Source organism: Peribacillus sp. P4_B1, from assembly GCF_056402395.1.
This window is the reverse complement of sequence record NZ_JBFUHM010000003.1, coordinates 128,952-149,438: the sequence shown is the minus strand read 5'-3', so window position 1 is coordinate 149,438 and position 20,487 is coordinate 128,952. Positions and strand designations below refer to the sequence as shown.

The window sequence follows — 20,487 nt, the reverse complement described above, 5'->3', positions numbered from 1 at the left end:
TCATGCCTGAAATTGCAACGAATACATCGCCAATCCTTCCTCCAAAAGAAACAGAGGAAAAAGTCATCTCTCCCTGGAAGGAAGGATGGAAAAGCTTTAAGAAAAATAAGGTAGCCCTTGTTGGTATGGGGATTGTTTTATTTTTCATCTTAATCGCCATCTTCGCGCCGCTTATAGCACCCTATTCATTTGAGGGGCAAAAGCTAAGTGACAAACATTTGGCACCGTCTGCGGAACACTGGTTTGGAACGGATGAATTTGGCCGTGATATTTTGAGCAGGGTCATTTATGGCTCGCGCATATCAATAGGAGTCGGCTTTTTATCTGTAGCAGGGTCTGTCGTGGTTGGATCTTTTTTTGGAATCATTGCCGGGTATTACGGTAAGTGGATAGATACAATCATATCGAGGGTCTTTGACATCATTCTGGCATTCCCAAGTATATTGCTTGCCATTGCCGTAGTGGCCGTTTTGGGGCCTTCTCTTCGCAACGCACTCATTGCCATTGCCATCGTCAACATCCCGATATTCGGGAGGCTTTTACGTTCGAGAGTTTTAACGGTGAAAGAAGAGGAATATGTAACAGCTGCCAAGGCAATAGGAATGGGGGATGGCAGGATTCTACTTCACCACGTCCTTCCGAACAGCCTTGCACCCATCATCGTTCAAGGTACTTTGGCGATTGCCACCGCCATCATTGAGTGTGCAGCACTCGGGTTCCTTGGTCTCGGTGCTCAACCGCCGGCACCAGAGTGGGGTAAAATGCTTGCCGATTCGAGGTCATTTATCATTCAGGCACCATGGACGGTGCTGTTTCCTGGTCTTGCGATTATGCTAACTGTCCTCGGCTTTAACTTAATGGGTGATGGACTGCGCGATGCGTTGGATCCAAGAATGAAAAACTAGAAGTAAATGGGTGATGTTAGTTTTAACATCACCATCTTTTTGTCGATTATCTTGTGAATCTATTAATATATGAAAAATAATGACAATATCCTAGTTCTAAATAGGAAAATAGTGACTATTATCTCTTAAATCACCCCAAAAGTTGTGATACTTTTATACTCAGTAAGAAAATTCCAAATATTCATTATTTTAGAGGGGGAAAAGTTCATTGATTAAACGTAGCTTGTCCATTCTGGCAATCTTTCTATTAGTGTTTACTGCAAGCGTTTCCGCTGCCCAGCTTCCGAATTCACCGAGCGGCTCTGGTGAAGGGAAGAAAAATCAGCAGAATATCCTGAAGTTGAAGAAAAACGATATGGGAAAGAATTATAAAAGTAACGAGAAGGTCAGGGTCATCGTAGAGATGAAGGAAGCGCCTGCGATAGAAATAGCTTCCAAAGAGGGTAAGCTATTTAAACAGTTATCGAAAAGTAAGAAACAACAATTAAAGTCTGAAAAGCTGGCTAACCAGAAGAAATTGAAAAAAAAGGTGAAAGCGAAAAAAATAGCTTTCAAGGAACTTGAAAGCTTTACGACAGTCGTCAATGGGTTCAGTGGTGAACTTCAGTATGGCGAAATCAAAAAGGTGGAAGCCATGCCTGAAGTTGCTGAGGTACATATAGCGAATGAATATGAACGTCCTGTAGAAAAACCCGAGATGCTTTATAGTAAAGAACTTGTCCAAGCCCAGGAAGCTTGGCGGGAATATGGATATAAAGGCGAAGGGATGGTCGTCGGGATTATCGATACTGGAATCGACCCATCACACCGTGATATGGTCCTAAACGACGAGAATAAGGCAGAACTGACTAAAAGTGAAATTAGCGGAATAAAGGAATCTAGCCATCTATTAGGCAACTATTATACGGCGAAGGTACCTTATGGATACAATTACATGGATGAAAATGAAGAAATCCTTGACCTTGGTGAAGGGGCCTCCATGCATGGAATGCATGTAGCAGGAACCGCTGGCGCCAATGGGGATGAAGAGAATGGCGGCATTAAAGGGGTTGCTCCTGAAGCCCAGCTGCTAGCATTGAAGGTCTTCGGAAATGATCCCGCCATGCAAACAACTTGGGGCGATATATATATTAAGGCAATTGACGATGCAATCATCCTTGGGGCAGATGTGCTGAATATGAGCCTTGGTTCCACTGCAGGTTTTGTATCAGCAGAAGATCCTGAGCAGCAGGCGGTATCTAGAGCTGTTGATAATGGGATTCTCATGTCGATTTCAGCAGGAAACTCGGCTCACTTTGGAAATGGATTTGCAAACCCGTTAGCTTCGAACCCGGATATTGGAGTTTCAGGTTCACCTGGACTTGCTTATGATTCGGTACAAGTTGCATCGGTCGAGAATAACTATATGGATTTGGATGCGGCGACATATGATATAAACGGGCAAGCAGGAAAAGCGCCGTTCATGTCGGCCTCAAGCGTACATCCCAATGCATTAAAGGATAAAACATATGACTTGGTCGCTGCAGGTCTTGGGACGCCAGGGGAGCTTTCCAAAGTGGATGTAAAAGGAAAATTCGCCCTCATCGAGCGCGGCACGCTTTCTTTTATAGAAAAAGCGCAAAATGCCCAGGCAGCAGGAGCGGCTGGCGTGATTATTTTCAATAATGCTGACGGATATATCTCCATGGCTACAGATCCAAGCATCACCATTCCGCAGCTGTTTATGTTGAAATCGGATGGTGCAAAGCTGAAAACGGCCTTAATGGATGGAGAAAAGGTGAAGATTACCTTTAATGGTGATAAAACAAAAGCTGTAAATCCAGAAGCAGGAAAAATGAGCTCATTCAGTTCATGGGGAGTCGCACCGAACCTGGACTTCAAACCGGAAATCACTGCTCCAGGCGGACAAATTTATTCGACGTTGAACAATGATGAATATGGTATGATGAGCGGTACTTCGATGGCTGCACCACATGTTTCCGGCGGCTCTGCACTGGTTCTTGAAAGAGTGGATAAAGACTTTAAATTAGATGGATTTGCCCGGGCAAATTTGGCTAAGAACCTGATGATGAATACTTCAAAACCATTAACGGATCAGGGTGTCGTAAATAAGGCCCTTGACTGGGATAACCCATACTCGCCTCGCAGGCAAGGAGCTGGAGTCATGCAGCTGCAAGCCGCATTGTCCACACCAGCTGTCGTGACGGAGGCATTCACGAAAGAAGCGAAGGTTGCAATGAAGGAGATCGGCAATAAGTTCGCGTTTACTTTAAAGGTTGAAAACTTCAGCAACAAAGCAGTCAAATATGATGTAAAAGGAAATATCCAAACAGACTATGCAATCCAGGGACAACTGGGTTATTCCGCTAACCAGTTAGAAGCACAGGAAATTAAGGACGCTTCAATTAAAATCAATAATAGAAGTACAAATAAGATTACCGTACCTGCAAAAAAATCGGTTACATTCGAAGTGAAAGTGGACATCTCCAATGCAAAGGTGCTTGGAGATGACCTTCAGACTCTTGTAGACATTGACAAGGTCTTCCCAAATGGATATTTTGTTGAAGGGTTCATTTCATTGAAGGATCCAGCTGACACTCATCCGGAACTGCATGTACCGTATGTAGGGTTTAAAGGGGAATGGGACAAGGCACCGATCTTGGATGGCACTATATATGATAAAGAGTCTTTCTATGGCAGGGCAGGAGCAGTATCGACAGCAGGGAAAGATTTCACTTATCTTGGCTATGACCCTGCAGGAAAAACATTTAATGGCAAAAATATTGCGATTTCCCCCAACGGCGATGGAGCACAGGATGACTTCGTGCCGGTCCTATCATTCTTGAGGAATGCGAAAAAGGTAGAGTTCAATATATTGAATGGTGAGAACAAATCAGTCCGGAAAATTCGCGCGGAGAATAATGTGCGAAAGGACTATTATGATGGTGGAAAAGGGACTGCATACACAATTAATCCAGCCCGTAAATGGGACGGTAAAATCAATAATGCACTCGCTAAGGATGGGGTCTATTATTTTGAAATCAAAGCGATGATAGATTACGAGGGTGCAAAATGGCAGACGTTTAAAATGCCTATCAAAATCGATACGGTAAAGCCGACAGTCAAGATTTCGAAAAAAGGTAATGTATTAACCATCCAAGGTAAGGATAATTTGAATGGTTCAGGACTTGCCTATTACGATGTACAAGTCGATGGAGCATCCATAATGGAAGAGCCGCTTCCAGCGAATGCGAAACAATTCACTCTACCTGATGTAAAAGGGGAAAAGGTTCAGGTAGTGGCAATTGACTATGCAGGTAATGAAAAAACGGCTGAAACTGAATTAGCTAATGATTCAGCTCCAATCGATAATCATGCACCAGCTGTAAAGATTAAAAGTCCTGAGGCCTTAAGCGTGAACAATAAAAATAAAATCAAAATAACAGGAGATATTGAAGAAGCGTCGGAAATCAAAGAATTTAAAATCGATGATAAAACGGTCCCTGTAACGTATAACAAAACGAATAATAAATATGAATTCACTTATGAAAAGAAGTTTGAAGATGGCGTCCAAAACTTTACGGTTAAAGCAACGGACAAATGGGATAACACGGTTTCCTTTAAACGGACGATTATGGTCGATGCAACAAAACCAGGTTTAAAAGTAAAAGGTGTACCGGCAACTGTGGGAGTCAAAGGTAAAAATCCAAGAGTGGATGTGACGGTAGAAGATAATTTCGATGAAATCCGCCTTTATCTAAACGGAAGCGAAGTTTTCTATAATGAATTCAAGGAACCATATAAAATGCGTGCCTATAAGAAGAAGATAGAGGATTTGGAACTGCCGCTTAAATCAGGCAACAACAAGTTCGAATTTAAGGTGACCGATCTTGCAGGAAATGAATCGAAGAAATCCTTTAACATCAATAAAGCAAAAAAATGACCAAAAACAGCCCTCTTATCCAAGAGGGCTGCAGTTTGTAGACATAAGTGATTTTACCGATAGTTTTTTTGAGGGTTTGTGTAATTCGAACGTTGATTGGAACTTTTTTAAAGGAAGGCTGTTTTCACATACTTTGTTGCTATTTACCAGGTAGTGAGTTGTGGTTGATTTCCCCTCCAGATGCTCGCTTTCCTTGGTGCGGGCGGTGAGCCTCCTCGGCGTAAACGCCTGTGGGGTCTCACCTGTCCTGCTGCTCCCGCAGGAGTCTCGCACTTCCGCTCCAATCAACCTTAAAAGTTTCGTTTTAAAACAACAATCTTTACGAAAAGAGCCAAAAGAAAAAACTGAAGGCAAACTCGCTTTATTCAAATTTGTCTTCAGTATGAGTCCTCTTATCCAAGAGGGCTTTTTTTTCCGGATTATGGATTTGAAGTATAATTCTTTAGGTGTAGTTTCCTGTGTTTTCACTGTGCTTATATGGAAATCTATTAGTGGGGAATTATTTTTATTATCTAGCAGGTATTTGGTGAAAGATAAAGGAATTAGGTATAAAGAATCAGAAAAAAGGAGGATGTCTATGATTTATAAGAAGAAATCGAGCAAAAAGGTATATAGTCGTGGAATTACAGTGAAATTTGAAGAAAAAGGAAGCCACAGGTCAAATCTTACAAAACCAAGTTTTTTTGATGCACTTCAGCACGTCAATTCTCCATTTGAAAAGGAGCCCCGCTCGGATTCACCCTATCAGGATTATCCCCTATGTCAGGAGGTTACCCTTTCCTTTTTTGAAAAGGGTGCTAAAACATCTATTAATTATGACCCCCACCAGGAAAAAATCACCATTGAGGAAAGTTCAGATGAATATCAGCAGAATAAGGGTGAGGCGCTTATCGCAATCCTCGATCATATTATGATAAATCATGGAAATCACCATTCTTTTTTCATCATCCAACCGAAAGAGTGGAATGTAAAAAGGAAGGCCGCTACCCCGTGATATCCTCTTTAACTTTCTTAGGCAGGTGACTTTCGTTAAGTGAAACGTAATTCGACAACTTCTTTACCCACTCAGATTGTTCAGTTCAATAAGAATGGGGCTGCCAAGGCAGCTCCATCAATGTCTCAACACGATGATGTCATGTATCAAATCAACCGCCGAATGATCTTTGAGAGGGTTTGGATACCATAATCTAATTGTTCCTCCGAGGCGTATGAATATGAAAGCCGTAGATGCGTATTGTTATTTGGTTCATATATGTACCCCGGATTAAGGAGAAGATTCTCCTTTATCGCTTGCTTGAAAAGGTTTTGATTCACAATTGGTTTACATAACTTTACCCATATATAAAATCCGCCTTGAGGTATTTGCCATTCTGCTAGTCCCTTAAAATACTGATTGAGAAGAGATAATGTAAAATCTCTACGTACTATCAACTGATGCCTTAGCCACTCTAAATGTTTTGTATATTGACCACTTTCTAACCATTCTGCGACAAGGTGTTGAGACAGTGCACTGGAACCGTAATCCATTTGCATTTTAATATCTGCTAAACGTTCAATCACAGTTATTGGACCAGCAATCCATCCGATGCGCAATCCGGGGCTCAATGTTTTGGACATACTGCCAATGTGCAATACAAGGCCATCTGTATCAAGGGATTTTATAGGTAGCGGTGGTCTCTTTTCAAACCACAAGTCACTATATACGTCATCTTCAATAATCGGAATCTGTTCTTTTTTGCATGTGGATAAGAGGTTTAGTCTTTCTTCTTTAGTCCATGTAGTATTGGTTGGATTGTTAAACGTTGGAACAGTATAAAACAGTGACGCTTTCTTCCTTCCATTGATGCGCTTTATTTGTGTCGGAATACTTTCCCGGCCTTGTTTTGATAAACCTACTAATTGCATTCCCGCAGATTGAAAGGGATGAACAGAATTTAAATAGGAAGGGGATTCATGTAAAACCATTGAGCCCTTTTGAAGTAAACCAACTGAAATCAACTGGAGTGCTTGAAGCCCGCCAGAAACGATCATGAGGGAGCCTGGGCTAGCGTTGATTCCTTTTGTTTCTAAATAAACACTTATACTTTGGCGTAGCCTCTTATCACCCTTGGGTTCAGAATAACCTAATGAGTGGGCGTCAAAAGAAGTGGATTGCAAAGACTTTTCGATTTTTTTAGTAGGCAATAGAGTTGGAGAAAGTTCACCGGTGCCCAATCTGATGATGGCAGAGTCCGTTTCATGCTGATTAATGTCCTGAATCGTTTTTAAATTAGGTTCATGAAGGCCATTGCGGACATAGTTTTTCCAGTCGGGCTGTTTGCTAGAGACGAGCACATTCCATGTGTTATTCGAAACGAATGTGCCAGATCCAACCCTAGTTTCTAATAATCCATCCGCAATCAATTCATCCATAGCTGTAATGACGGTACTTCGGTTTACGCCAAAAGAATCGGCTAATGAGCGTTGTGAGGGAAGCTTGGTCGCAACCGGCCATTCCCCTTGTGTAATTTGTTGTTTCACCCAATCTACTATTTGTTGGTGTAGTGATATGCTCGACGGCCGGTTTGGCCTCCAGTCGATAAACATACGAAAACCACCCCTTTCATGTTCTAAATTCATTATAAATTGGTTGGGTTGAATACCAACCAAATGGAGGGTCAATTCCTTTGTCTTTTTCATTATACTGAATGTGAATGGAGGGAAGTATTCGTATGGGACCATTTTTTCATGGATTATTATTGGCATTGGGGCTGATACTTCCATTAGGAGTGCAAAATGTATTTATTTTTAATCAAGGTGCAATCCAACCGACCTTAAAAAAAGCATTGCCTGCAACGATCACAGCTGCCATTTGTGATACAGTGCTCATCCTGTTAGCTATTTTGGGTGTTTCGTTAATTGTCATGCAATATGATTGGCTGCGTCTTACATTAATCATATTCGGAGTCATTTTTTTATTGTATATGGGTTTTCAAATTTGGTCTGCCAAAGCGAACCCACAGTCGGACGCTCAAACTATGCAAATGTCCACCAAAAAACAAATTGTATTTGCCTTATCAGTATCATTACTGAATCCACATGCAATCTTGGATACGATAGGTGTAATCGGTTCGAGCTCACTTGTTTATTCAGGAATGGATAAAGTGATTTTCACGGGAACATGCATCGTTGTGTCATGGTGCTGGTTCCATGGATTATGTTTTGCGGGAAGACTGTTGAAAAAGGTTGATGCATCAGGCAAATTCCTTGGAATATTAAATAAAATCTCTGCAATCATCATCTGGATTACGGCACTCTATATGGTGAAATCGATTTTTTGAAACAGAGTTCGAACTTAACTACAGTTTTTTTATGGCTTGTACAATTTGAACGTTGATTGGAACGCAGGGCACTCGCTTTCCGAGGGCTGTCCCGCCCTCGGCTTGCGCCTTTGGGGCCCCTAGACGCGCTTTTCCCGCAGGGGTCTCGCACACCCGTTCCAATCAACTTCGTTATAAAATTAAAATCTCTTTTTGCCTACAGTCTTTTTTGTTTTAAAATGGAAGTATTAAAACTTTAGGTGATGAGGATGCTTTCTAAACATGATTCCATTCAGCGAGATCAACTTGAAATGATTACTTTAGATCAACTGGTGCCAGCGACCATTTGGTTCGAAAAATGGAGGCCGCCATTGACTTCTCATTCAATATGACTTGGTGAAAGATATGTATCCAGAGGTAGGACGCACAAGTATTGATCCAGTTATTTTAGTTAAACTGACATTCATTCAATATAACTTCGGTATTCGTTCCATGCGTAAAAACGATCGAAGAAGTTGAAACAAATATGGCTTACCGGTGGTTCTTTATGGTTTCCATGATAAAGTGCCTCTTTCAACGTCCGGGAAAAATGATGAGCGACGCTTTAAAGATACAGACTTATTTGAACAGATTTAGATCGATGGTGGATGGCTACTTAAGTATGGGCGGACAGGGAAAGTTATATACCAGTCCAGAAAGCTATGAAAGGTTTTCGGAGTTTGAAAAATGAAGTAACTGAGGTCGTTTTTGCAGCATTAACCCGTGCTTTTTGAATAAAAAGGAGAATACATATCGAATATGTATTCTCCTGTATTTTCTTATGTCTTGATAAGCTAGCATGCCCTCATTCAACTTCGTATCGTGAGAGCGGATTCTTGAGTGTGAGAACATTATTGAAGAGCAACCAAGTCCTTGATTTCCTCTGTGGAAAGTTCGGTGATCCAGTTGTCACTGCTGATGATCTCGTCGTTCAGGGCTTGCTTTTTGTCAAGCATCTGGTCAATTTTTTCTTCCAGTGTCCCTGTGCAAATTAGCTTATGAACATGAACGAAACGCTGTTGTCCAATTCGATATGCACGGTCGGTTGCTTGATTTTCAACAGCTGGGTTCCACCAGCGATCATAGTGAATCACGTGGTTTGCTTCTGTTAGATTCAGCCCCGTGCCGCCTGCTTTCAACGACAGGATAAAGACAGGGAATTCCCCATCTTGGAATCGAGTGATCATATCATCACGCTGCTTCTTGTTCGCACTCCCGTTCAGGAATGGCACTTCAAAGCCATACCGTTTTTCCAACAATTCCTTCATCATATTGCCCATACCAATATATTGAGTGAAAATGAGACAGCTTTCATCCTGTTCGCGGACAGCATCGACAAGCTCAGTCAGCTTCTCGAGTTTGCCAGAACGGTTAGGCGCCTTCATGATGTTTTCCTTTTCCATCTCTTTTAAGTAAAGAGCCGGATGATTGCAAAGTTGCTTTAGCTTATTCAGCATCTGCAGGATGATGCCTTTTCTTTCGAAGGCCGACAGTTGTTCGATATCAGTGAATGTATCTTTGATCAGTTGTTCATACAACGATGCTTGCTCGGTGGTAAGCGGTACGAATTCCTTTTGTTCTTGCTTATCCGGCAGATTAAGGGCGACTTCTTTATCGCGTTTTGTACGGCGGAGCAAAAATGGCTGTATCAAACGCTGTAATTCTTTGATTTTATCCTTCTGTTCATCACGTTCAATGGTTGCCACATATTTTTCCTGAAACTGTCCTAGCGTTCCAAGATACCCTTTATTTATGAAATCGAAAATCGCCCATAGCTCACTTAAACGGTTTTCCATTGGCGTACCCGATAAGGCAATATGATGCCTGCCATTTAGCTTGCGGACCGCTTTGGATTGCTTTGTTTGGGCATTCTTGATGTTTTGTGCTTCATCAAGGATCACGCTGCTCCAATGGATGGAGGATAGTTCAGCTGCATCTTGGTGGGTAAGGCCATATGATGTTAAGACAATATCATGATCCACTGCTATTTTAGCAAATGCTTCACCTTTAGCCCGATTAGACCCGTAGTGAAGGTGAACTTTTAGTGTTGGTGCGAATTTCTCCAATTCCTTTTGCCAGTTGCCTAGGACGGATGTTGGGCATACGATGAGCGACGATTGTACAGAGATCGATTCGCATGTAGCGGTATTGACCTCAGCCTCTTCGCAGCTCTCTGCGTTACTATCCTCATCAACAATGATCGGTTCACTCTTTTGTTCGTCCATATGGGCAGTGGGCAGCTCTTTACTGGCTCCTTCTTTGTCTTTTACATGAAGGAGGTAGGCTATCATCTGGACTGTTTTTCCAAGCCCCATATCGTCAGCTAGACAAGCACCAAAGCCATGCTCCCTTAAAAAAAGGAGCCAGCTCATGCCCAGTTTTTGATAGGGGCGTAAATCGCCTTGAAGTGCATTAGGGACGGGCAGGATGGAGATGTTTTTGGTTTCCCTGAGTCTTCCCACCATTTTACGAAGCTCCTGGTTCAATTCAAATTGAATTCGGAGCATTTCGTCGTTTTCAGAATCACTATCGTCATCTTCATTTTCGCCGTTCAACAGTTCCTGCTGCAGCAAGTCAGTCAGTTGGATTCCTTTTTCATTAGCTGTTTCAATCAGCTCCTGAATTTGTTTAATGAAAGCGGGGTCAAGCTTGACCCATTGGCCGCGGATGAAAACAAGCCGCCTTTTTTCATCGACGAGCTCCTCGAACTCCGCCTCAGTGAGCTCTTTTCCATTTAAAGAGAACCGCCAATCAAAGTCCATTAAAGCTTTTAACCCGACATAAGAAGGGCCGCGGTTCGATTGGCTCTTTACTTTCGCCTTCACCTTCAAAGAGGACTCCTTCAAGGCAAGCCACCAGGATGGAAGGAGAATTTCGACGCCAAGAAACAGGAGTTTTTCGCTTGCGTCGGTCAAGAATTCCCATGCATCCGTTTCCGAAATCTCCCTTTTTAGACGTCCATTCTCTCCAAGCCATGGTACGACGAGTTGCCAGCGTTTCGTAGCACGCACCACTTCGCTTGCATACTTATTCCAGCCGCGCGGCAGTTTTTTTCCTGTATAGGTTTCGATGATATTCTCATCCCTTTTGGAACGAAGGGTAACATCAAGTACCCAGGGCCCATTACCATCCGGAGGCTCAGTCAAACGGAGACCTATAGTGAATGGTTTGGGATCAGGCTGGGTCCCAAGCCATTCCTGCCAGCTGTCTTTGTCAAAAAAGGCCTGCAATTCTTCGGGGGAAAGTCTTGAATCCTTTAATGCCCCGACGGCTTCACTCCATTTATGCTGCATAGGTGAGTAGTTTTTTAAATACATATTAGCGGCACCGTTATACCATTTCTCGATAAAAGTCCGATTGGTTTCCACTTCTGGTGAAGGGAGATCTAAAGATATTTCTTCTTCCCAAAAGGAAGGGACGAATTCCTCCTCTACCTCTTCCGGCAGCTTCCAGCCGATGGAGTCCAACTGAAGATTAGTGAAATCCGGTACGGGGATCCCCGCTTCGATGGATTCATGAAGAACAGGCGCAGCAGACAGGCAAAGGGAGGATATCTCCGACCATTCCCATTCTATGAAGGAGTTGAAACTCTCCTTCGCAAAAAAGTTGAGGAGTCCCCAAGCGTCAAGAATGAATACAGGATTTCCATCAATGGTATCCGAAGTCATTTTAGTTCCATAAAAGCTTGCGTCATCCCAATTGAATAGCAACCTGCGTATATAATTCGTGTTGAGGAAGGCATTCTCTTCATTGACGGCACCAAGGGCGTAGGATCCGTTTTCGAGAGCCGCTATTTTGATTTTTAATTTCCCTGGATTAAACATCGATAAGCTTACCCCTTTTTAGTTCTTCTTGGAAAGCGCGAAGCCGTTTGGTTGAATCGGCCACATACAGAATATAACGGTCGAATACGTCTTCCTTTTTGCTCTTTTTATAGATGGTGCGCATCCTTTTTAAATAACGGACAGCTTGCTTATAGGCAGGCCGGTTCTTTAAGGAAACTTTTTCCTGGACCGCATGGTAATAAAGGGGCAGGATTAGTTCCGGTTCTTTAGAGACCACTTCTTTGATGGATTCACTGCTGATTAAGTCAATGCTGATTTCTGAGTAAATATGCATCTCCACCCATTTTTTATATTGTCCTTGTTCAAAAAGGAAATTTGCATAGTTCCAATAGCTGTGCGGAAGGGTGGCTCTGTAGAATTTCTCTAGCAAATCGTTCCGTTTTAATTTATAACAGCAACTGCTGATTAAAGTCGTAAAGGTCCTTACGAAATCTACCCGCTGATAATAATCGGATAAATCGGCAAGGAACCCCTGGACATTAGCGATGATGAATTCAATGAAAGGAATGGCCCGTGACCGATTGTCTGATTCAGACAGGAGATTCAGCCAATAAAAAATGTATGGACAGGCTTCCTTCTTCAATTCATGGAGAAGTCCAATCGCTTGTTTATCTTGATTCTCCAGAAGGGAAAGGTGAATGGCTGCGAGGGAATAGGACGTCCTCTCAGTTGTGCCCATATACTTCTCAGGAAGTTCTTTCTTGATTCGTTCCAGTTCCTCTTTACGCCATGAGGAATTGGAGAATAAGAAGCTCCAAATCTCCCGGTAGAGATCGATCTTTTCATATTCTAGACCTTCTACTCCGTCAAGTAATTTAGCTACATCTTCCTTGATGCTGAAAACGAAGGGGTCAAAGGCGAAGGGCCTGGCTTGCCGGCTAAGCGGCTGCACCGTTTCATGCAGCTCTTCCGCTAGGTCGACAGCAAGTGCATAAAAGACCCGAATCGTTTGTGGCTGACTTTTATGTAACTGAATCATTCTCAGTGTCAGCTGCATCGTGCAAAATTGCGTAACAAAATGATAAAGCAGTTTCCATTCCCTTTCCATTGGAGCTTTAGAGCTAAGGCGTTTAAAGTATGTTTGTATATGGTTTTCAATTATATAAGTAGGCTCGCCTATATGGGGCTCGACATGTTCCGCAAAGGTTGCATTCACGAATTGCTTCCATGAAGGATAGTTTTTATCTAAGATGAGGGATTTTTCCCCCGCTTGTTTAAGTAATTCACTCGCCCGTTTTACTTGCTGCAGTGCTTGGGCGGTTGAGGTATCTTTTGGTGCTTTCCATTCACTCAGCCAATCGGAAACACTAGCGTTTTCTGAATACGCAGAAAAGAAAACGGCCATTTGATGCCGGCAAATGAACCTTGAATCACATGTACAGCTTCCATCCTGAGGGAAGAGAAGATTCAACCTGGACTTAAAGCGAGTCTCATCCTGTACCTCGGCCACAATCGTATCTACCGCTTCTTCTTTAATATCAACAAGCCCCTGACGGTATAACTGGAGCCCTTGATTCACCACGTCTGAATCTTCCGGATTCCCGACCTCCAAAAATTCCGCCAGCCTTTCCCCAACTAACAACAACTCCCGCTCCATACTCTCCTCCTTCAGGGTCAATCCCTGTTAACCAAAATTATATTTTGTATATACTATCAGTACTTTAATAACCATATTATTGCCTCGGTTAACCGAGGATTTGACGTGTATATTACATCCCGAGCAATTGCCGCAATGCCTTTTTTTAGCCATCATATGCATCATGCTGGACTTATTTCATGGCCGTTCACTTTGCATCTTCATCCATTTAATCGAACAAATCATCAATGCCACAAGCCGTATATTCATTTAAACCCTGTAAAAGTCAATATCGTCAAAAACCCTCATGAATATAAGCAGTTCGGATATATAGCCTTCCAAACAGGAATAACTGGCCTTCAAGATAACGATGCCACGAATCCTTCATCCTCTTCACACTCACGAAACCAAGTGATGAGGGGCCGGAACCCTTTTTTAAAAGTGGGTTTTTGAAGCATCTCTTTATTATACTTCATTTTGGCTTGGAATTTGAAATGTAGAATAGAGGTTTTGGAATTGATATGTGATAGATTCTACATATTCTTGTGAATGGGAATAGCCATTCCCGTGGGGAATGGCTTTAATATATGGAATTAGTTTATTTTCATTTCATTCTTCCAACTGTCCAACTTTTTGTTGATGAATGTAGCAAAGGTATGATTTTTTTGTAATGTGAAGAGAAATGCTGACTTTTCCAAGTACTCTTTTGCCTCATCAAAGTTACCTACGAGTTCAAAGTTATAACCTAAATGGTAATGTAAATCCGCTAAAGCATATAATTGATCATGTTGGAGGCACCACTTTATGGCATCTTGGCAGCAGGCAATGGACTCCTCATATCGGACCAGGCGTGTTAACACTCTGCCAAAATTATAGGACAAACGTGTCTTTAGCGTTTTATCCGTCAAAAAGGGCAGGGCTTCCAAATGATCTAAAGCTTTCCTTAACAAGGCAAATGCATTTTCGTATTGTTCTTCGGCAACATACATTACACCTAGGCTACTCAAGATTTCAAGTTCCCGTTCTGAATAAATTTTATCAGTCGTATGAGTGATGGCGATGGCCTGATTAATAAATTTAATGGCTTTATCTAAATCTTTATTTTTTTCGTATTCGTATATCCCCTTGTGCCAAAGTATCAATTGATGATTCTTTTTATTCTGAAGAAAGAGAGGACTGTTCTCCTCAGCCTTTACAATTTGCTGCATTTCCTCATAATTTCGGGTTCTTCTGGCAATTTTTAATTGATAAATCACTTCTTCCACGTAATCCAGCCTAGGGGTCATTCCAATATCGAAAAAATAGTTTACATCAACGCCTAAACGTTGAGAAATTAAGTAGAGAGTGGATGCATATGGATAGACATCGCCTTTTTCAATCTTACTGATCTGTGCTTGTGTACAAATGCCGGATGCCAACTCTTCCTGGGAAAGTCCGATTTGTTTACGTAGCTCTTTGATCTTTTGTCCAACTGCAAAAAAATCCATTTTGATTCTCCTTGAAATATGCCTAGAGTTATATTTTGTTATGAAAAATCGGTGAAAGCTGTATGTACATGTCCTTAACTGATTAAATAGATTCTTTAGTCGAAATATATGGTTAAAAGAAATGTGGTTAAATATAACTATAGAATTAATTTCTATTTTAACCAATATTTTTTTAAAGAAAAGGAGGAATGACCTATGAAAAAAAGTACTAAAGCATTAGTCGTATCTTTTCTTATCATCGCCGCTTTCGTTATTGTCCCAAGCGAATTACCAGGCCTTTACGCAGAACTTCCAGGTTTATATAAATAAGTAATGAAGCTTCCAATCACTCATTCAGCATCTTCATTTGAAGATGTTTTTTTTTTATCAATGGATTATTCTTTTGCGCATATTCCTGTAGTTATAATTATCTATGCATTGGGAGTGTAAGGTCCATTTGGTAGGTGTGGAAGAACCGTGAGGGTAGTTTGGAACGCCTATTTCCTTTTATTAATTTTGTTATAGTGTAAATAACAAAACGGGGAGAGGTGTAAGGTTAATGATTGATATTAATATGAAAGTTCAGCCCTCTTTTTACGATGAAGAATGTGCCATTGTGTTTTCTTTTTACTTTGATGAGGCAACCAGGAAAATTGGTGAAGCCGTGGTGTACACATGCAAAAAATCGAATGAAAAAGAATACAGCCATGATCATATAGATACAGATGTACAAGAAAAAATCGCTTATATTAAAGAGTTTGCCATTGTAGATGAATATCAGGCAACCTCCATGAAGAAAATCCAACATTTTTTGAATGTAATCGGTATCAAAAAATGTGTGAGGCATAACCTTCAGGGAAATGAAATCGCACTTTAAACGATAAAAACTCATGACATCCCATATGTCATGAGTTTTTACCATTTAAATGAGAGCTTTGAGCATTCATTTTCATTTTTTTGACGAAATCGCTCATTTGTTTTCTTTCGCTTGGTTTAGAGTTATTTGTTCTCTCGAAAAATTTAAAGTGTTGCTTATTGCTATCGGTTTTCATGATGTCTCCCCTTTTCTTTTTTTATTTACCCTTTCTCCATTATTTAAAACGTGATTTTCATGATAAAAGGATGGATTAAATGGTAAGGAGATCTTGTGTTTATTCCTATAGTTATATTTTCATGTGTTAACGACTGTATATCCGGATTAATAAGTTAATAATAAGCCGTAAAGTCCAAATATGAAGGGATTCCGTGTTTTATCATACTGAAAATAAATGCTAAAATGGTCCGAATATCGGATTTTTCATTAGAAACATCAGTTTCTAGTACCCTAAAGTGAAGAGAGTTGGAGAACTCTTTTCGATGGCCCCCGAGCGCTTGCTTGGGGGATCTTTTTTTCTTGGATAATATGTCCACTTTATTTCTATAATATGTTTCGTTTTGTTTATATATACATGGGTAAATATAAGAAACAAGATGAATTAAACCTGGATTTATCCCAGTTTAATCGGAGGAATATATTTTATGGATGTGAAAGTAAATAAGAATGATCCCACGAAGCGAGCTTTCCAGCAATACATCTTTCCGTTTACCCTTGAAGGAAATATGATTGAAAAGTTTGTCGAAAAGTTGTTTGAGGACAATTTCGTTTTTTTGAACTTGAAAGATATGGAACAACAAAATCAATTTTACGGTGGCCATAAAGTTTCACACCGTAAATTGGAAAAGTATTTTATGCCTTACATCGAGCCGATATTATTTCCAGGTAACGCACAACAGAAGGAAGGCTTGCGCCGTTTTACGAAAAAACTGGATATTGAATGTACCTTCGAATCTCCCTATCTAAATACCCCATTTATTATTAACTCTATAGATATTTTTATATGCCCATTTCATATTGGCATGATGAATCTTCGTGTTACGTTACCTGAAGGACTTTCCTATAATGATGTGCTCTATTTTGGCGATACATTCCGAATCCTCGAACCGATTGCTGATGACGAAGAGAAAACGAAAGTCGGCTGTCGGGAAAATCAGTATGAACAGGTGAAGGATTTCATCTTTAATGAACTATTGCCGCCAATGGAAAAATATATGGATGAAGATCAGGCGGACCCGACCTATTTTGGCAGTTTACCCTTCTTCATCGATGAAAGAATGTACGTAATCAGTTATATTGCATTCCCCGAGAATCGTGAAATATCTAAAAATGACTTATTCCGGATCAGCGAGCTGAACGGATATGACAATGATGGAGCGCCATATATAGGGGCACTAAACCCTGATTATATTGAAAAGTATTATCAAGAAAGAGTATATGACAGGTGGGGCAAGGAAACCTATTATGTAACAAGCATGTATCATTTTGCGTGTGTCACGAAAGCAACAAGTAAACTGGAACAGGAACTGGCAAGCGAAATGTATGGCCAGCACTTTTATACAGTGTTGCTTTTCTTCTATTATAAGATCGTACTGCTCAAATTGGCTCATGAGAATTCCCAGATAGATGTAGAAAAAGATCAGTCGGATACGGAAATGCTGATTTTCATGATCACTGAGTTTTCTGCAAAATATTTATTTACAGAAGTCAATAGTACGGCTATCGGTAAAGAGCTATTCAAAAAAACGGATGAAACCTTCAGGATAGCTCCACTCTACAAAGAAGTGAAGGAGACCCTTTCCTACCTTTATCAAAATCAGGATAAACTGGCTGGGAAAAGCAGTAATTATCTTTTGCAAATACTAACGATTTATACGGTTATCTCCGGGATATTCGGAATGAATCTATATATTGAAGATTGGAAAGGGAAATTACCTTGGAAAGCATATATGGATTACACCTTATACGAATGGATAGCTGTCATTGTAACGACAAGCGGTCTCATCATTTCGGGCGTCATGGGTTTTTTCTTCTTGAAAAAATGGTTGCAAGAGAAGAAAAGCCGAAAAAAAAGAATGCTTTAGTAAAGAGTCCTGTACACTATGTACAGGACTTTTGCTTTAGAAAAAACATGGTAAATTAGCAAAATGAAGAAATTGGTCATACAAATTCCCCCATTCCCCTAATATTTTGATAAACTATATGTATACCATTCTAACTATTCATTGGGAGGAAATCATGAAGAAACTAGTTTTAGTTTCCAGCTTATTGTTGATGAGCGTATTGTTCCTGGCCGGATGCTCGGATGAGCCAAGTCCAGAAGATCGCTTTGCGGCATACACGAAGCTTTGGAATAAACAGGATTTTAAGAAAATGTACGAGTATCTGTCACCTGAGACAAAGAAAGAAATCAGTGCGGATGAATTTGCGAAGCGTTATGAAAAAATCTATAAGGGCATAGAAGTCAACCAATTAAAGGTGGATTATAAACAGCCAAAAGAAGAAAAAGATCATAAAGATGGAGAAAAGGTAAACCTTGATTATACCGTAGATATGTCCACTATGGCGGGGGCTGTCAGCTCTGACCATAAAGCGACCCTTGTCAAGGAAGGGGAAGGTGAGGAAGAGAATTGGTACATAAAGTGGGATGAAAGCTATATATTCCCTCAGTTGGAAGCCGGTGAAAAGATATCGGTCGAATCGTATCCAGCCATTCGCGGGGAAATTGTCGATCGACATGAACGTGGTCTTGCCATGAATGGAACGGTATCGGAAGTAGGAATTGTGCCAGAGAAAATGGCCAACGCATCCGAAACGGTTAAAAAGGTCGCTGGAATCCTCAATATGTCCACCGACGAAGTGAATCAGAAATTAAAACAATCATGGGTAAAGCCCAGCTATTTCGTCCCTATCAAGAAAATGTCAAGTGATAATGCTGCAACCCTGGAAAAGCTATTGGGCATTGCTGGGGTATCGGTCAATAATACGGAAGAACGCATATATCCATATAAAGAGGCCACTGCCCATCTAATCGGATATGTCGGCGAGGCATCGGCCGAAGACCTGGAGAGATTAAAAGGAAAAGGCTACACCTCAAATGACGTTATTGGCAAGCGCGGCCTTGAGGAAGTTTTAGAGGAACGCCTTAAAGGGAAACCGGGCGGTAAGATCTTTATTAAAACAGCAGATGGCGAAGAAAAGGTGATTGCTGAGAAGCCCGCTGAAGAGGGAGAAACAATTACATTGACCATCGACGCCGAGCTTCAAAAGGATATCTTTAAGCAATATAAAAACGAAGCAGGATCAGCATCGGCACTTGATCCGAAGACCGGTGAAACACTTGCACTTGTTTCAAGTCCGTCATTTGATCCTAATAAATATATATTCGGGATAACAAAAGCGGAACAAAAAGCGCTTGAAGAAGATCCAAAAAAACCGCTTCTAAACCGCTTCAGTTCGACGTTTGCACCTGGTTCAACCATTAAGGCCATAACTGCGGCAATCGCATTGAAAAATGGCGTGGATCCGAATGAGGCGATCAATATCGAAGGAAGAACGTGGGCCAAATCGACATGGAAAGACCATTCCATTACAAGGGTTTCTGACCCCGGTGTTCCAATCGATATGGAAAAGGCATTAATTTATTCAGACAATATTTACTTTGCCCAAAAAGCATTGGGGCTTGGAAAGGAAAAATTCACAAATGGACTCAAGGCATTCGGATTTGATGAAGCTTTGAACTACGATTATCCGATCAAAGCATCGAGCATTGGTAAGATCGACAGTGAAGGACGCTTGGCAGACGCTGGATATGGTCAAGCGCAAGTCCAAATGAGCACGCTTCATCTCGCTATGACCTATTCAGCCTTCTTGAATGAAGGAAATATCCTGGCACCTTCGTTGATAGCTGGAGATAAAATAGAAAAGAAAATATGGAAAGAAAATGCCATATCAGCTGACCAAGCAAATCAGATCACCAAGATGCTGACACAAGTGGTGGAACATCCTAAGGGAAGCGGACATGGAATAAATGATCTTGGCATCAAAATGGCAGCCAAAACGGGTACTGCTGAAATCAAGGCATCCAAAAATTCTGACGGAACGGAAAATGGCTGGTTTGTTGCCATGGACACGGAAGATCCAGAACTTCTCATGGCCTGGATGATTGAAGATGTGAAAGGACGTGGCGGCAGCCATTTAGTCATCGATCATATGAAACCGGTTTTGAAGAAGTATTTGAAGTAAAGAAATAATTCATCGGTAATGGGTTATATGCATCTAGCATTTACCCTAAAAAAGTTGGACATGGTTTCTTCCGTGTCCAGCTTTTTTATTTTTTCACCGGTTATGGAATGAGTCACGTTATCTCAATATTAAAGGTTGGATTTGAAGGATAATGAGCCATACATCCAGAATGTAAAAAGAGAGTTCTGTGAACGGAATATAGTTTGCCATAATCATAGAAGCCTTTACGAATAATGAAAAGGGAACCCGGGACCTGAATTCTATGGTCCTGGAATCATTCAGCAGCAGTGACATC

13 protein-coding genes and 1 pseudogene are annotated in these 20,487 nt (G+C 41.1%); 8 read left to right on the top strand and 6 right to left on the bottom strand.

Annotated elements, in window-relative coordinates:
* Positions 1-2 precede the first annotated feature (2 nt).
* Complete coding sequence (locus AC1DVK_RS03035) at positions 3-905, top strand: ABC transporter permease (RefSeq protein ID WP_089362004.1); 903 nt, start codon at positions 3-5, stop codon at positions 903-905.
* Positions 906-1,113: 208 nt separating this feature from the next.
* On the top strand, positions 1,114-4,848 hold the full coding sequence (locus AC1DVK_RS03030; RefSeq protein WP_477625796.1) for a S8 family serine peptidase: 3,735 nt from the start codon (positions 1,114-1,116) through the stop codon (positions 4,846-4,848).
* A gap of 15 nt (positions 4,849-4,863) precedes the next feature.
* Here AC1DVK_RS03030 and AC1DVK_RS03025 read toward each other — a convergent pair whose 3' ends face one another.
* Positions 4,864-5,217: a hypothetical protein gene (locus AC1DVK_RS03025; protein ID WP_477625795.1), complete on the bottom strand. Its 354-nt coding sequence runs from the start codon at positions 5,215-5,217 to the stop codon at positions 4,864-4,866.
* 208 nt (positions 5,218-5,425) lie between these two features.
* Between AC1DVK_RS03025 and AC1DVK_RS03020 the strand changes: the two genes are divergently transcribed.
* A complete protein-coding gene (locus AC1DVK_RS03020; RefSeq protein ID WP_410860599.1) occupies positions 5,426-5,842 on the top strand; it encodes a hypothetical protein in 417 nt (138 codons plus the stop codon).
* A 146-nt stretch (positions 5,843-5,988) separates the two neighbouring features.
* Here AC1DVK_RS03020 and AC1DVK_RS03015 read toward each other — a convergent pair whose 3' ends face one another.
* Positions 5,989-7,527: an aminotransferase-like domain-containing protein gene (locus AC1DVK_RS03015; RefSeq protein WP_477625794.1), complete on the bottom strand. Its 1,539-nt coding sequence runs from the start codon at positions 7,525-7,527 to the stop codon at positions 5,989-5,991.
* A gap of 32 nt (positions 7,528-7,559) precedes the next feature.
* Between AC1DVK_RS03015 and AC1DVK_RS03010 the strand changes: the two genes are divergently transcribed.
* Positions 7,560-8,168 (top strand): LysE/ArgO family amino acid transporter, encoded by a 609-nt coding sequence (locus AC1DVK_RS03010; RefSeq protein ID WP_061465643.1) that lies wholly within the window; start codon positions 7,560-7,562, stop codon positions 8,166-8,168.
* A gap of 248 nt (positions 8,169-8,416) precedes the next feature.
* Positions 8,417-8,780 (top strand): annotated as a pseudogene (locus tag AC1DVK_RS03005) (transposase); the annotation flags it as partial.
* Positions 8,781-9,037: 257 nt separating this feature from the next.
* On the opposite strand, the gene AC1DVK_RS03000 reads toward AC1DVK_RS03005, so the two are convergent.
* The 3 genes from AC1DVK_RS03000 to AC1DVK_RS02990 form a co-directional block, all read right to left on the bottom strand.
* A complete protein-coding gene (locus AC1DVK_RS03000; RefSeq protein ID WP_477625793.1) occupies positions 9,038-12,010 on the bottom strand; it encodes a DEAD/DEAH box helicase in 2,973 nt (990 codons plus the stop codon).
* A complete protein-coding gene (locus tag AC1DVK_RS02995; protein ID WP_477625792.1) occupies positions 12,003-13,628 on the bottom strand; it encodes a hypothetical protein in 1,626 nt (541 codons plus the stop codon). Before AC1DVK_RS02995 ends, AC1DVK_RS03000 begins: the two co-directional genes overlap by 8 nt.
* A 572-nt stretch (positions 13,629-14,200) precedes the next feature.
* Positions 14,201-15,094 (bottom strand): helix-turn-helix domain-containing protein, encoded by an 894-nt coding sequence (locus AC1DVK_RS02990; protein ID WP_410860594.1) that lies wholly within the window; start codon positions 15,092-15,094, stop codon positions 14,201-14,203.
* A 538-nt stretch (positions 15,095-15,632) separates the two neighbouring features.
* On the opposite strand from AC1DVK_RS02990, the gene AC1DVK_RS02985 reads away from it, so the two are divergent.
* Entirely contained in the window at positions 15,633-15,950 is a 318-nt protein-coding gene (locus tag AC1DVK_RS02985; RefSeq protein WP_089361999.1) for a hypothetical protein, read from the top strand.
* A gap of 28 nt (positions 15,951-15,978) precedes the next feature.
* On the opposite strand, the gene AC1DVK_RS02980 is transcribed toward AC1DVK_RS02985, so the two are convergent.
* Positions 15,979-16,125 (bottom strand): hypothetical protein, encoded by a 147-nt coding sequence (locus AC1DVK_RS02980; protein ID WP_289336811.1) that lies wholly within the window; start codon positions 16,123-16,125, stop codon positions 15,979-15,981.
* A gap of 466 nt (positions 16,126-16,591) precedes the next feature.
* On the opposite strand from AC1DVK_RS02980, the gene AC1DVK_RS02975 reads away from it, so the two are divergent.
* Together AC1DVK_RS02975 and AC1DVK_RS02970 are read left to right on the top strand one after the other, a co-directional pair.
* Positions 16,592-18,031: a hypothetical protein gene (locus AC1DVK_RS02975; protein WP_477625791.1), complete on the top strand. Its 1,440-nt coding sequence runs from the start codon at positions 16,592-16,594 to the stop codon at positions 18,029-18,031.
* A gap of 154 nt (positions 18,032-18,185) precedes the next feature.
* Complete coding sequence (locus AC1DVK_RS02970; protein WP_477625790.1) at positions 18,186-20,192, top strand: penicillin-binding transpeptidase domain-containing protein; 2,007 nt, start codon at positions 18,186-18,188, stop codon at positions 20,190-20,192.
* Positions 20,193-20,487 lie beyond the last annotated feature (295 nt).

Excerpts from the sequence above, each read along its gene's own strand:
- AC1DVK_RS03035 (WP_089362004.1), top strand. The coding sequence starts at position 3 with ATGCCTGAAATTGCAACGAATACATCGCCAATCCTTCCTCCAAAAGAA.
- AC1DVK_RS03020 (WP_410860599.1), top strand. The coding sequence starts at position 5,426 with ATGATTTATAAGAAGAAATCGAGCAAAAAGGTATATAGTCGTGGAATT.
- AC1DVK_RS03015 (WP_477625794.1), bottom strand. The coding sequence starts at position 7,527 with ATGAAAAAGACAAAGGAATTGACCCTCCATTTGGTTGGTATTCAACCC.
- AC1DVK_RS03010 (WP_061465643.1), top strand. The coding sequence starts at position 7,560 with ATGGGACCATTTTTTCATGGATTATTATTGGCATTGGGGCTGATACTT.
- AC1DVK_RS03000 (WP_477625793.1), bottom strand. The coding sequence starts at position 12,010 with ATGTTTAATCCAGGGAAATTAAAAATCAAAATAGCGGCTCTCGAAAAC.
- AC1DVK_RS02995 (WP_477625792.1), bottom strand. The coding sequence starts at position 13,628 with ATGGAGCGGGAGTTGTTGTTAGTTGGGGAAAGGCTGGCGGAATTTTTG.
- AC1DVK_RS02990 (WP_410860594.1), bottom strand. The coding sequence starts at position 15,094 with ATGGATTTTTTTGCAGTTGGACAAAAGATCAAAGAGCTACGTAAACAA.
- AC1DVK_RS02985 (WP_089361999.1), top strand. The coding sequence starts at position 15,633 with ATGATTGATATTAATATGAAAGTTCAGCCCTCTTTTTACGATGAAGAA.
- AC1DVK_RS02980 (WP_289336811.1), bottom strand. The coding sequence starts at position 16,125 with ATGAAAACCGATAGCAATAAGCAACACTTTAAATTTTTCGAGAGAACA.
- AC1DVK_RS02975 (WP_477625791.1), top strand. The coding sequence starts at position 16,592 with ATGGATGTGAAAGTAAATAAGAATGATCCCACGAAGCGAGCTTTCCAG.
- AC1DVK_RS02970 (WP_477625790.1), top strand. The coding sequence starts at position 18,186 with ATGAAGAAACTAGTTTTAGTTTCCAGCTTATTGTTGATGAGCGTATTG.